The sequence below is a fragment of the Singulisphaera photorubra genome (assembly GCF_045290345.1).
Lineage (GTDB): Bacteria > Planctomycetota > Planctomycetia > Isosphaerales > Isosphaeraceae > Singulisphaera.
Window position 1 is genome coordinate 6,421,707 of record NZ_CP155447.1, and the last position, 13,652, is coordinate 6,435,358.

8 protein-coding genes and 1 pseudogene are annotated in these 13,652 nt (G+C 64.0%); 5 read left to right on the forward strand and 4 right to left on the reverse strand.

What is annotated here, in order from left to right:
• Nucleotides 1-180 precede the first annotated feature (180 nt).
• Complete coding sequence (locus tag V5E97_RS24085; protein WP_406694100.1) at nucleotides 181-1,110, forward strand: DNA adenine methylase; 930 nt, start codon at nucleotides 181-183, stop codon at nucleotides 1,108-1,110.
• Nucleotides 1,111-1,716: 606 nt separating this feature from the next.
• On the opposite strand, the gene V5E97_RS24090 is transcribed toward V5E97_RS24085, so the two are convergent.
• Together V5E97_RS24090 and V5E97_RS24095 are read right to left on the reverse strand one after the other, a co-directional pair.
• The gene (locus V5E97_RS24090; protein ID WP_406694101.1) at nucleotides 1,717-3,120 is read right to left on the reverse strand and encodes a sigma-54-dependent transcriptional regulator; all 1,404 of its coding nucleotides are present in this window, start codon (nucleotides 3,118-3,120) and stop codon (nucleotides 1,717-1,719) included.
• Nucleotides 3,105-4,499 (reverse strand): sensor histidine kinase, encoded by a 1,395-nt coding sequence (locus tag V5E97_RS24095; RefSeq protein ID WP_406694102.1) that lies wholly within the window; start codon nucleotides 4,497-4,499, stop codon nucleotides 3,105-3,107. The genes V5E97_RS24090 and V5E97_RS24095 overlap by 16 nt, the downstream gene beginning before the upstream one ends.
• 367 nt (nucleotides 4,500-4,866) lie before the next feature.
• Between V5E97_RS24095 and V5E97_RS24100 the strand changes: the two genes are divergently transcribed.
• The 4 genes from V5E97_RS24100 (at nucleotide 4,867) to V5E97_RS24115 (ending at nucleotide 9,502) form a co-directional block, all read left to right on the forward strand.
• Nucleotides 4,867-5,997 (forward strand): prenyltransferase/squalene oxidase repeat-containing protein, encoded by a 1,131-nt coding sequence (locus tag V5E97_RS24100; RefSeq protein ID WP_406694103.1) that lies wholly within the window; start codon nucleotides 4,867-4,869, stop codon nucleotides 5,995-5,997.
• A 288-nt stretch (nucleotides 5,998-6,285) separates the two neighbouring features.
• Nucleotides 6,286-7,599 (forward strand): Trx7/PDZ domain-containing (seleno)protein, encoded by a 1,314-nt coding sequence (locus V5E97_RS24105; RefSeq protein ID WP_406694104.1) that lies wholly within the window; start codon nucleotides 6,286-6,288, stop codon nucleotides 7,597-7,599.
• A gap of 116 nt (nucleotides 7,600-7,715) precedes the next feature.
• The gene (locus V5E97_RS24110; RefSeq protein ID WP_406694105.1) at nucleotides 7,716-8,435 is read left to right on the forward strand and encodes a hypothetical protein; all 720 of its coding nucleotides are present in this window, start codon (nucleotides 7,716-7,718) and stop codon (nucleotides 8,433-8,435) included.
• 149 nt (nucleotides 8,436-8,584) lie between these two features.
• Nucleotides 8,585-9,502, forward strand: a complete 918-nt coding sequence (locus V5E97_RS24115; protein WP_406694106.1) for a ThuA domain-containing protein — start codon at nucleotides 8,585-8,587, stop codon at nucleotides 9,500-9,502.
• 79 nt (nucleotides 9,503-9,581) lie between these two features.
• Here V5E97_RS24115 and V5E97_RS24120 read toward each other — a convergent pair.
• Nucleotides 9,582-10,882 (reverse strand): annotated as a pseudogene (locus tag V5E97_RS24120) (DUF1501 domain-containing protein).
• Nucleotides 10,883-10,907: 25 nt separating this feature from the next.
• Nucleotides 10,908-13,478, reverse strand: coding sequence for a DUF1553 domain-containing protein (locus V5E97_RS24125; RefSeq protein WP_406694107.1), 2,571 nt, complete (start codon nucleotides 13,476-13,478; stop codon nucleotides 10,908-10,910).
• Between the last annotated feature and the right edge of the window lie 174 nt (nucleotides 13,479-13,652).

Here is a 13,652-nt window from a genome sequence, read left to right on the forward strand (position 1 = left end):
TCAGGCAACGCATTGCCTCGTCGAATCCGTACGTGACGTTCTCCACAACGCCACGCGCGTGCATCATACCACTCCTTGCGCGATCATGAACGGATCCTTCGAAGAAACCGTTCGACCCTGATGCCACGGAGGACTTCCCAGGTTATAGTCGTCGACGGTCCGACAACATGGGAGGTTTTGATGGCCAGCGCACCTGATGGGGCGAAGGATATCAACCAAACCAAGCGACCTGGCCGCAGGCGGGCGCTCTCCCCAATCCATCTGGACCGAGCCGATCTCCTCGGCAAGAACTCGGCCCACCCCCGCCCTTCCCGCCGCCGGAGAATCGTCTTCGGCTGGTACGGCGGCAAGTTCAATCACCTCGAATGGCTGCTTCCGCTCCTTCCCGATGCCCATCACTACTGCGAGCCCTATTCGGGGTCGGGAGCCGTCTTGCTCAACCGAGTCCCCTGCCCCATCGAAACATACAACGATATCGACGGCGACGTTGTCACCTTCTTTCGGGTCCTCCGCGACCATCCCGAGGACCTGATCCGTGTCATCGCGCTGACCCCATTCTCTCGTGAAGAGTTTTACGATGCCATCCACGGCGATTCGCTGGCCTGCGTCGATCTCGAACGCGCCCGCCGGTTCTACGTGAGAGCCAGGCAAGCCCGAACGGGACTGGCCCAGACGGCCACCCTTGGCCGCTGGGCAAACTGCAAAGCGACCAGCCGCGGGGGAGTCTCCGGCACCATCTCACGCTGGTTCGGTGGCATCGATGCGCTGGGCGACGTCGCGGAGCGCCTGCTCCGAGTCCAAATCGAGAATCGCCCCGCCGTTGATCTGATCCGGATCTACGACGGCCCGACAACCGTCTTCTACTGCGATCCCCCCTACCTCCACCAGACGCGAGGTGACTGCCACACCTACGGGTTTGAGATGGATGAAACGCAGCACCGCGAGCTCGCCGCGGCGCTCGGTAGTTGCCGCGGAAAAGCCGCTGTCTCCGGCTACCGTTGTCCCCTCATGGACCTGATCTTCCAGGGTTGGCGCCGCTACGATGCGCCCGAGAAACATTGCCACTCCAACAAGAAACCTGGGCAAGAGTCGCTCTGGATGAACTATTAAGAGAAAAATGAATTTCCTCGGGATCACGTCTCAACCAAACAACCGCTCGCCACGAAAAAACACGGGCGAGCCCAAAGTTGACGCAAGGGTTTCGTTTCGTGCTCTCCGGAAGAATCCAAGGCTTTCCCCACCTCTTCCAGAGAGTGCTCCCTGCGATTCCAGAGGGTGGAAATTATGAGATTCCCACAACTCGGTCTTGACTTCCCCGCATCCTCCGCTCATACTAGCCGCACAATTGAGACTGAGTCTCAATACCATACAGAAACACAAGGCGAACCGGTTTGGTCCACCGGGTTGTCCTTGGCCGACAGGATTCCAGTGGAAAGGAACATTGCGTGGTGACCTGCCGCCCTTGGTGCAGCGGCTTCTCGTGGAGAGCAACGAACGTCGTGCTCTCGACGGCCGGCCCCGCCCTGGCCGCGACTGGGGAATCCGTTCCTTTCCCGGCCCGATCACGTCTTTGGGCGTGAGGACGCACGTCCACCGGGGAGACACTCCGACCTGTGTCAGGTCGGTTGTGGGACCACTCCCCGGTGGCGTGCGGTTTTCCAACGTCGCGAGACTGGCGTGCGACGGCTCTCGGAACTTGCGGCGATTCGCTCTACTCTACTCGACGCCGTACTTCCGCAATCTCTGCCGGAGTGTGGCTCGATGCATCCCGAGCATCTGGGCCGCCGCCGCCCGGTTCCCCTGGCAGCGTTCGAGAACGACGCGTAGCAAGGGAGGTTCGACCAGCGTGAGGAACCGTTCGTAGAGCGGCGTCTCGTCGCCGGTGGTCGATTGGGCCTCCTGATGGGCCCAGAGGGTGGCCTGCTCCTGAATCTCGCGGCCGATCGGCGGTCGGGCGGTCATCGAGCTGGGATGGGAGGTTGGCAGGTGTTCGACCCGGATCGAGCGCCCTCGGGCGACGATGGCCGCGTGCTCGATGGCGTTCCTCAACTCGCGAACGTTACCGGGCCAGGGGCGTGAACGGAGCTCCGCGAGAACCTCTTTCGGAAGGTGGCCGTCGGTCCCGTCCGGCAGTCGCGACTGCTTCAGAAAGTGCTCGGCCAGGACGGGAATGTCGTCGGGGCGATCGCGAAGCGGCGGGAGGTGGATCGGAAAGACGCTCAGGCGGAAGAAGAGGTCATCCCGAAACTGGCCGGTCGCCATGAGCTCAGCCAGCGGCCGGTTGGTCGCGGCGACGACCCGGATGTTGGTCGCCCTTGGCTTCGCGTCACCGACCGGCGTCACCTCGCGGTGCTCGATGGCGCGGAGGAGCTTGACCTGGAGCAGGGTCGGAATATCACCCACCTCATCCAGCAGGACCGTCCCTCCTTGGGCCAGCTCGAGCAAGCCTTTTTGATCCTGCACCGCCCCGGTGAACGAGCCACGGACGTGGCCGAAGAGCTCGCGTTCCACGAGGTTCGGGCTGAGCGCGGCCAGACAGACAGGCAGGAAGGGGCCGGCGTGCCGACTGCTGTGGCGATGGATGGCACGGGCCACCAGTTCCTTACCGGTCCCGCTCTCGCCCGTGATCAGCACGGGGACTTCCGTCGGCGCCACCAGGGCGATGCTCTTGAAGAGCTCCTGCATGGCGGGCGAAGTGCCGATGAGCGTCTCCGGCCCGTGCTGAGGCTCGGGATCGGGTCGGCGCGTTTTCGAGGGGGTCCCTTTCTCCAGGGCACGCTTGATCACGGCCCCAGCCTGGTCGAGGTCGAACGGCTTCACCAGATAGTCGTAGGCCCCCCCTTCGATCGCGCGAACGGCGGTGTCGAGGTTGCCGAAGGCTGTGATCACGATGATGGGCGTGGAACCGATCCGCTCGCGAAACCGAGTCATGGCGGTCAGGCCGTCCATGCCGGGCAATCGGACGTCGAGCACGACCGCGTCGAGGCCACCGTCGTTGGCCAGCCGCAAGCCTTCCTCGGCCGACGCGGCGATCTCGACCTCGTGTCCCTCATCGGTGAGGAACTCGCGGAACGCCCAGCAGATGCTTGCCTCGTCATCGACGATCAGGATACGGCCCATGAGGCGCCCTCGACGGACCTGACGGTTCGGGGTATTGCCAGCGAAAACCGGGTGACCCCGCCCTCGCACTTCCAGGATAGCCGCCCACCATGCTCGAGGGCCACCTGGTTTGCCAAGGCAAGGCCAAGTCCGACTCCCTCGGGCTTACTCGTGATGAACGCCTCGCACAGGTGTTCGGCCAGTTCCGGGGGGGGCCCCGCCCCGGTATCGCAGACCAGAATAACCACGGTATCCCCTTCCAACGCGGCTTCAAGGCTTACTCGCCCCCCCGGCCCGGCAGCCTCAATGGCGTTCAGAACCAGGTTCAAGACAGCGCCCCGGACCCCCGACTCGTCCCCGCGGAGCTCGATCGGCACGCCGCCCCGCCGGCGTTCGAACAGCACCCGGGCGTGCTGCCACGAAGGCTGAACCAGCAAGGCCACGTCGTCGAGCAGCCGGTCCACCTCGAACTCGGCCGGAGGCCGCCGCTCGACCCGGCCGAGGGAGAGCAGGCCCTTGACGTGCTCCTCGGTCATCGTCAGTTGCCGCAAGGCCACGTCAAGGCTCCGATCGTCTTCAGCCCCGGGATTTCGCCGCGCATGGAGCTGGATGCTCATCCGGGCCCCGGTGAGCGAATTCCTGAGCTGGTGGGCCAACCCGGCCGCCAACTGAGCCAGGATCCGGGTCCGCTCCGACTGCTGGATCGTCTGACGCATTTCTTTTAACTGAACGCACATGCGATTGATCGAACGAGAAAGGTCCTGCACCTCGTCCCGCCCACGTCCCAGGTCGACCTCGCGAAAATCGCCCCCCGCGATGAAGGCGACTTGCTGCTCCAGGCGGCGGATCCGCCCGCTGATCCGGTGGGCAATCCAGCTCGTGACGGCCGCCATCAGACCGAGCGATCCGACCCCAAGCATGAGCGGCGGCCAGGCGGCGTCCCACCGCGCCTGCCTCCAGACCGTCTCGGGATAGAGCACCAGCAGCGAACGCTCGCGCGACCGACTCGAGGGGCGAATCCGGGTCGCGAAATAGCGGATCCCCCCGAGCGAGACCGTGGGCGATTCTCCCAAGGATTCCAGGTGCGCCACCGTCAGGACCGTCTCCCAATGGGTGGGCAGGCCGACCGGCTCGGAAAGGCTGGTCTCGGTGACCTTCCCCTCCTCGTCGTAGGCCACGAAATGAGCGCCTGAGAGCCCGCGCATCTTGGCGAGCACGCCCGCCGTGTAAGGGAAGTTCGCGTGCCCGAGCGTGTCGATCACCCCATTCAAACGGTCGATCACCTGGCGTTCGACCCGGCTGGTGGCGAGCCGGGCCGTGGAGAGCGTGATCGCAGCCACGGCAATTCCTTGGATCGCGATGAGCGGGATCAGGATCTGGTTGCGTAGCGACCATCGCATGAATACGTTAACACTCCACACCGAATCGAACTAAATCTTCTCCGCTCGCCTCAGAAGTTCCTGAGATCGCATATTCCATCAGAGCGTGGCGAAGGACCAATCCGCAAGGGCGAGCGAGCGAACGGCACATCGCGATGAATTTTTCGCCACTTGCGGCGAAAAAATCGCCACAACGGAACCGGCTCGTCGCCCGTTGCATCGCCACAATTGGTTCAGCAAAAAAGAGATGCAATCAGACGCGGAGTGTGGAACAGTATTTGCCTTTACCTCGTTGTCGAGCGGGTCACGAGCGGCCGACCAAGTTCGCCCCCCCTTCGCACCCGGCTATTTTTGGGTCACGTACCTGGATCAGAAAGGACCGTTCGCAATGCCCTTGCCCCGTCACCTGTCCCGCCGAGAGTGCCTCATCCACGGCGTCCAGGCCTTCGGAGTCATGGCTCTGGCGGCCCGGCCGGGCGTAAGCCTCGCGGCCGAAGGGGCGACTGCGGCCGAGCTGACGGCCAAGGGGGTCGACTTCCTCCGCTCGCGACAGGCGGACGATGGAAGTTGGTCGGGCGATCGCAAGGAGCCCGGGATCACGGCCCTGGTTGTGACCGCCCTGCTCCGCTCGAAGCGCGTGACCCCAGCCGAGCCCATTGTCACCAAGGCCCTCGCGTTTCTGGAAGGGTTCATCCAACCCAACGGAGGGCTCTCCGAAGCCCACTCGAACTATTCGACCTCGATCTCGCTCATGGCCTTTCAAGAGGCGAACAAAGGGGGTCGGTACGACTCGATCATCAAAAAAGGCCAAGAGTTCCTCAAGGGGATGCAGTGGGACACGTCGGAGGGCAAGGGACCGGACGATGCCTTCTACGGCGGGGCCGGCTACGGCGGCAAGAACAACCGACCCGACCTCTCGAACACCGCCTTCATGATGGAAGCGCTCCATGACACCGGCCTACCTGCCGATGATCCTGCGCTCCAGAGGGCCCTGGTTTTCGTCTCGCGCTGCCAGAACCTCAAGAGCGAGTTCAACGACCAGCCTTGGGCTGACAAGGTCAACGACGGCGGATTCATCTACACGGCCGCCAATGGCGGATCGAGCGTCGCTGGTAACACCGAGAACGGGGGCCTTCGCTCATATTCGGCGATGACCTACGCCGGCCTTAAGAGCATGATCTACGCCGGCCTGTCCGCCGACGACCCACGCGTCAAGGCGGCCAACGCTTATATCACCAAGCATTACAGCCTGGACGAAAACCCGGGACTCGGCCAGACGGGCCTCTTCTACTACTACCAAACCTTCGCCAAGACGATGGCACTGCTCGGCAAGCCGACTGTCGTCGATGCCTCGGGCAAGAGCCACGATTGGCGAGCCGAGCTCACCGCCGCGCTGGCGAAGCGGCAGCATGCCAACGGAAGCTGGACCAACCCGGCCGACCGATTCATGGAAGGGGATCCGAACCTCGTGACCGCCTATGCCCTGCTCGCCCTGGCGTATGCCCAGCCCACTCGCTGAGCCTCGCATTGAGGGTCCGTCAACGTCTTGACACTTCAGAAAAAGGCGCTCACCAATGGGGGGCGATCGAGGGAAACCTCGATCGCCCCCCATTGTTTTCACGTTTCCCTGGCCGCTTGGGGGGTCGTTCGGGTCAGTCGAGAGTCCAACCAAGTGCGAAGGATGCAGTGGAATCGGCGATCCCGATGGCTTATCGTCGGGTGACGCCGCTCACTGCGTTTGCGGCTCATCATCGAAAAGTCGTGCCTCGACCTCTCGGCCTCTCCCTTGAGTACCAGGAATTCGACCATGCGCCCGCTCCTCCTTACTCTCGGCGTTCTGATCGTCGCGACACAGCCGATCATCGCGCAGGATCGTGAGACGAAGGTCCGCAACGACCGGAAATCCTTCGAGACCTCGAAGGACTGGGTCTACAACAACCTCGACGAGGGTTTGCGGATCGCCAAGGAATCGGGCAAGCCGATGTTCGTCATCTTTCGATGTATCCCCTGCGAAGCCTGCCAGGAGTTCGATGACGACGTCGCGAGCCGAGACCCGATGATTCGCGACCTGATGGACCAATTCGTCTGCGTTCGGATCGTGCAGGCGAACACGATCGACCTGAGCCATTTTCGGTTCGACTTCGACCAGTCGTTCGCCGCATTCCTGATGGATTCCAACCTCACGATCTACGGTCGGTTCGGGACTCGATCCGACCGAAAAGAGACCGAGGACATCTCATTAACCGGTCTGCGCAAAGCCATGGAAGCCGCGTTGCGGATGCACGCGAACGCCAAGGCCATCAAGCCCTCGCTTGCGGGAAAGCAGGTCAGACCAACCGAGTACAAGACACCGCTGGATTATCCCAGCTTGGCAGCCCGGTTCGGCTCCAAGCTCAACTACGAGGGCAACGTCGTCAAGAGTTGCATGCATTGCCATCAGGTTCGCGAAGCCGAGCGGAGCGTCTACCGTGCCGCCGGCAAGCCGATCCCCGACGAGGTTCTCTACCCTTACCCCGACCCGGCCGTGCTCGGTCTGACCATGAACCCCCAAGAAATGGCGACCGTCGAAAAAGTGGCCGCGGGATCAACGGCCGAGCGAGCGGGCTTGAAGCCGGGTGACCAGATCGTCGCCCTGGATGGCCAGCCCTTACTCTCGATCGCCGACCTCCAGTGGGTCCTGCACAACACGGCGGCAACCGCGCAGCTTGCGGCCGACGTGAAGCGAGAGGGAGCCGAACAGAAGATCAGGTTGGATCTTCCCGAAGGGTGGCGCCGAGGCAATATCTCGTGGCGAGTCACCACCTGGGACCTGCGTCGGATGGGATTCGGGGGGATGATCGTCGTCGACACCACCGACGAGGAGCGGCAAGCGGCGAAAATTGCACCCGACCGCATGGCGCTGCGGGTGAAGTTCGTGGGTGCGTTCGGCGAACATGCCGTCGCCAAGAACGCCGGCATCCGTAAGGACGACATCATCGTCGGATTCGACGGTCTGGAAGCGAACATGACCGAGTCCCAACTCCTGGCCTACGCGGTCCAGAAGAAGCAACCGGGCGACCAGGTTGCCGTGACCGTCCTCCGCGACGGCAAGAGAGAAACACGAACGATCACCTTGCGCTGAACGGCCCAGGTTCGATCTCCATCCCGAAGTCGGGCTCAACCCACCCAGTCGTATAGAAAAACTTCGCCTGACGCGATTCGATCGTTCCAAACCCGAGCCAACCCCGGAGAACTCTTGTGCCAAGGCCTCGAACCCTGCTGACCTGGATCCGTTTCTTCTCGCTTCTCATGGTGCTGGCGCTCACCATGGCGGCGGCCCCCTTGCCGTTTGCCCCCAAGCCCAAGGTGGCGGGGGAACTTCCCCTGGTCTTGAAGGACGATTTCGAGCGCGACGACCTGGGTGATTGGGAACCGACCGATCCCCAGGCCTGGAAGATCACCCGTCAGGGCGCCAACCGGGTGCTCGATCAGCATCGCGCCAGCAAGTATGAGCCGCCGGTCCGCTCACCGTTCAACATCGCACTGGCCAAGAAGGTGGACGTGGGAGACCTCGTCCTGGACCTTGAGGTCCGCTCCACCGGCCGCGACTATGGGCACCGGGACCTCTGCTTCGTGTTCGGCTGGCAGGACCCGAGCCACTTTTACTACATCCACCTCGGCAAGGAGGCGGATCCCCACGCCAACAGCATCTTTCTCGTCGACGGCAAGCCGCGGGTCTCGATCGCCAAGAAGCGGACTAAGGGCACGCCCTGGACCGACGGCTGGCACCACGTCCGGGTGGTCCGCAAGGTCGCGGACGGCCTGATTCAAGTCTATTTTGAAGACATGACGATTCCGGCGATGACGGCCCAGGACAAGACATTCGGTCATGGCCGCATCGGCGTCGGCTCATTCGATGACACCGGCCAGTTCGACTCGATCCAGGTCTGGGGCGATCCGGCGAAACCGGCCGACTGACAAGTCGTATCTCGGTGAATCCAGGTGGAAGGTTCGGGTCCACCGTTGTGGAACGGACTGAGCCGAGTATCTTGGGAGCGAAACCGCCCTGCCGGCGTTCAGCCTCGGTTTGGCGGCCGGCGGTGCGGAGCGAACGGGAGCCAACGCACATGATGATTCCAAGGCGGGGCCTGCTCTTCGGGTTCCTGGTGACTCTGGCGATGAGCCTGCCGGCCCTCGGTGATGACAAGGTCCGGATCCTGATCATCGACGGTCAGAACAATCACAACTGGGTCTCCATGACCCCGATCTTACGGGACGCGTTGGAACAGACCGGGCGATTCACCGTCGACGTCGCAACCACGCCTCCCAAGGGGTCCCAGGCCGCTCTGTGGGATCAGTTCTCCCCTGATTTTTCGAAATATGATGCGGTAATGAGCAACTACAACGGCGAACGCTGGCCCTCCCGGGTCGAGAAAGCTCTCGAATCGTATGTCGCGGCGGGCGGAGGCCTGGTCAACGTCCACGCGGCGAACAACGCCTTCGAGGGATGGCCCGAATTCAACAAGATGATCGGCCTGGGCTGGCGCGACAACAAGTTTGGCGACCGGGTCACGATCGACGACGGTGGCCAGGTCGTCCGGACCCCCAAGGGAGAAGGACTGGGGGCCGGCCACGGACCGCAGCACAGCTTCAAAATCGCGATCCGCGAATCCTCGCACCCGGTGACCCAGGGTATGCCGGCCGAGTGGCTCCACGCCAAGGATGAGCTCTACCAGGGCCAGCGCGGACCCGCGGAAAACATGGAGATCCTCGCAACCGCCTTCGCTTCCAAAGATTACCAGGGAAGTGGGACCAACGAGCCGATGATCTGGGTGATCCCCTACGGCAAGGGACGCGTGCTCACGACCGTCATGGGACACACCATGAACGACGAGACCGTCGCCGTCCGTTGCATCGGGTTCCAGACCGTCCTCACCCGAGGCGCCGAGTGGGCAGCGACCGGCAAGGTCACCATCCCGATCCCGGCGAACTTCCCGACCGCCACGAAAGAGAGCTTGGTCGAAGCAAAGGCAAAAAACCGATAATCCTGGTTCGGTCGGGTGGGTGAGTCCTGCCCGACCGAGACACAACCCACGCCTTCCTTCTCGCATTACACCCACACAATTAAACGCTAAACAGCTCTGCAATCGGCTGGCCATGGTCGGTGATCGGGACGGGGCGGCCGCCCGCGTCGAGTTCCTTGGCGGGGTTGAGGCCGAGGGCGGCGTAGATCGTGGCGTGGAAGTCAGGGATCGAGATGGGGCGATCGACGATCGTCTTGGCGAGATCGTCGGTCGCGCCGATGACCTGGCCGGTCCGCAGGCCGCCACCGGCCAGGACGCCGCTGAAGGCGGTGGACTGGTGACCTCGGCCGCCACCGGAGTCGAACTCGGGGGGGCGGCCGAATTCGGTCGCCACCACGATCAAGGTCGAGTCGAGCTTCCCGATGCGCTGAAGGTCGTCGATCAAGGCGGAGAGGGCGTGATCGAGCTCGGCGATCAGTTCATGCTGGTGGAGCTGGCCCTGGTTGTGGGTGTCCCAGCCGGTTCCGTTGAGGAAGTTGAGGTTGTGAGCGACCTCGACGAACCGGACTCCCGACTCGACCAGCCGGCGGGCGAGCAGGCAGCGCTGGCCGAATTCGCCGCCGTAGGAGGCCCGACGCGCGCCGGCTCCTGGTCGACTTGAAAAACACGATTGAAGGTAGGACCCGCCAGACGGGACGCCTCGCGGCTGGCGGCGACATAGTCGTCGATGGCCGTATCGCCCTGGTGGGCCGACTGGAACTCAGACCGCACCACTTCCAGCAGCGCTTCGCGGCGGCCGCGTCTCGAACCTGACAAATCAGGAGGCGGGGTCAGCCCGATCGGCCCCGCCTTGGTATCCGTCAGATAAACGTAACCATACTTCGACCCGAGAAACCCGGGCCCGCGCGTGACGTTCGGATAGCCGATGACGACGTAGGCGGGGACGCCATCGGCCCCTGGCCCGCGCTCGTGGGCCACGATCGAGCCCACAGACGGATAAATGATCGTGCCGCTGGTCGGACGACCCGTATGAACCAGATTGGTCGCCGCGGCGTGCTCATCAATGATCTTATGGTGAAGCGTGCGAACGAGCACGCAACGATCGAGCCGGTCCGCGACCCGTGCCAGGTGCTGGCTCACGGAGGCGTCGCGGACGGCCGTCGGAATCGCGTCGTAGTAGGAGCCCGGCTTCTTCTTGCCATCGCCGCGCTGTTTCGGGTCGAATGTGTCGATCTGAGCCGCTCCGCCACCGAGCCAGAGCATGATGCATGCCTCGGCCTTGCCGCGCGGCGGCGGCGACTTCGCCACGACGCGGGACGGGCCGGCGGCCCCCAGCGCGACGGCGGCCGCGCCCAGCAGGCCTGATTTCACGAATTCGCGGCGGGTCGGGTCGGCGGTCATGGGAAAGTGATCTCCGTAGCCGCGGTCAGGGCAAGAACACGAATTCGGGACTGTTGATCAACGCCCAGACGACGTCTTCCATCCGTTCGCGGAACTCCACGGTCAGCCGGTTGGTGGGCGGATCACCAGCGCGGGCCGCCTTCTCACGCTCGAGCTGGATCGTGGTCGCTTCGGGGCTGAGATGATTCGACCAGGAGACCCGACGGGTGAAGAGATGAAGTGGGTTTGGCTTCGCCCCCGGCACGATCCGCCCATTGTACGTCGCTCCCAGGTAGGCAACCAGCCGCTCCGTCTCCGGTCCCGTCGGCGGGCGAGAGAGAACGCGCAGGGTCACGGCTCGAATCAAGGCCTCGGGGGTCTGATCCTTCAGGCAGAGCTCGGTGATCGCGCTGTCGTCGGAGAGTCCGACGACGCGGTTCGCGGCAATTCCATTGGCCAGAAGCGCGGGCTGAAGCGGGGTAATGGCCTCATCGCGGTCAGTGATCGGATCTTGGCGGGAAGGTCGCCAGCCGAACGTCTGGAGGACGTCGACCAGGCTCTGCACAACCGGCAATGACAGGGCGGGCCGATCGCGCTCGTTCGACGTCGACGTGAACTCCCAGGCCCGGCGCGGCATGCCGAGGTTGAGAAACTCGGTCGGCGGCCGGCGGCCGTCCGGATCGAGGTTCAACTCCTCAGCGCCAAAGCTCTTGCCCACCACCGCGAACATCGAGTCGACCAGTTGCTCGGCCGACATCTTCCGCCGCGTCTGAACCAGGGGAAGCGGATCGGCCTTCGTGACGTTGGAGTCGGTGTCGGTGGCGATACCGGCGGGTTGAACCGCTTCCTGATAGACCCGCGAGTTGAGGATGAGCCGGGCCAGATGCTTGAGGTCGTAGTCGTGGACCATCAACTCACGCCCGAGGGCCTCGAGAAGTTCGGGGGATCGGGCCGACGGGCTGTTATCCCAGTCATCCACCGGTTCGACGAGTCCAACGCCAAGGTATCGTTTCCAGAGACGGTTGGCGATCACTGGGGCAAACCGCGAATTCCAAGGGGAGGTGATCAAGGCGGCCAGGCGTTCGCGGGACGAGGCCTTCTTAGGAATGAAGCCGTCGGGCAAGGTTTCCTCGCCGACCTCAGGCAGGTTCCACCGCGGCGGCACCTTGTCTCCGGCCCGCAAGGTGACCGAGACCGTCGGTGGTCGCCCCCCTTCCTGGGCCTGAACCGTGCTCGTTGCGGGGATGGCCAGCGACTTGCCGGCGAGCATCGCCGCGATCCCGAACAGGTCCGACTGCTCGTAAGGGTGGAACGGCGCATCGTGACACCGAGCGCACTTCATATCAGCGGCGAGGAAGGCCTTGGCCAGCACGTGCGCCTTGGCCGCCATGGGGGCATCGTTTTCCGACGCGATCGCAAACCCGGCCGGGCCGCCTCCCAGGGCGCTCCCCTCCATCCGGATCAACTCGGTGGCGAACCGGTCGAAGGCGGTGTTGTCGAGGAAGGCCCCGTGCAAGTAGCGGCGGAACGGCCCCGTGTTGTTGAGCGTCGGCTTGAGGATCCCCGGGTTCTCGGCCAGGACGTCCTGCCAGTACCCCATCCAGCCGTCGGCCCATCGGGGGTCGGCGAGTCGATCGTCGATGGCCCTGGCCCGCTTGTCGGGGCGAGTGTCGGCCAGGAAGGCCTCCACCTCGGACGCGGCCGGGACGACCCCGATCGTGTCGAGCGCCAGGCGACGGAAGAAGGCCGCGTCGGCCGCCAACGGGGGCGAAGGCTGGCGAGGATCTCCCCCGCGCTCGGCCTGAACGAATCGATCGACGAGATTCCCAACGCCGGCGGGGACGGGCTTTGCCAGCCTCTCAGCCTCGCGGCGAGCCACGGCGTGCCGGTCGTTCCAGAACGGGTCTTCGGTGCGCGCCGCCACGCGACGCCGGTCGGTGTCGAACTGAGCGAGCCGAACTCGCTCCGAATCGGCGTAGACGGACCATCCCGCGTCAGTCAACTCGACATGCCCGGCGCCTCCGACCAGGACCGGCACTCCTCCTGGCCCAACGACGCTCACCGAGAGTTCGCCCGTCTCGGGTCGGAGCTTCTTATGGCCAATCACCGCCCAGAGTTCGACCCGATGTGACGCGCCATCCGACGTCCAGGGGACAATCGCCTCCTGATCGCCGGTCCCCACGTAACGCCAGCGCACGTCTTCAGGCGGAAGGACTTCGGGGACGTTTTCATGCCCCGATCCGTTCGGCTTGATGGGTTTGGTCTCGGCCAGTACCTTCCCATCGACCAGCAGGCGAGCCGCCCCTCGCGAGCGAAGGATCAAGCGATGCGGACCGGCCTCGACCTTCAAGGTCGCCTCGGCATGCACCGCAAACGGAGCGGATCGATCGGTTTCGATGCCCTTTGTATTGTATTTCGCGGGCAGTCGCACGAACCCGAGCGAGGCCACTTCGAACGAATCATCGGGATCGCGTTCGGGAACCTGCCAGTCCCAGGTCGCCGGAATCTTTTCCCAGATCGCAACTCGCTCGAGGCCAGCCGCGCAGCAGGCAGGGCCCGCCCATGCGATCAAGACGAACGAGAGCAGGGCCGCCGAGCGGTTCGAGAAACCATTCATGGCGAGGTCCCGAGAAGGAGGCGATCGGCCGTAAAGGGCAGTTCAACCTACCTCAGTTCTCGCCGGTTGTGAAGAGTCAGCAACTTTCCCCACCGATGCACCCGGCGGACGGTCAGTCAACCGCGGTGAAAGGCGCCCGACTCCATGGCGCTATCCAGACTCGCACGCCCGTTG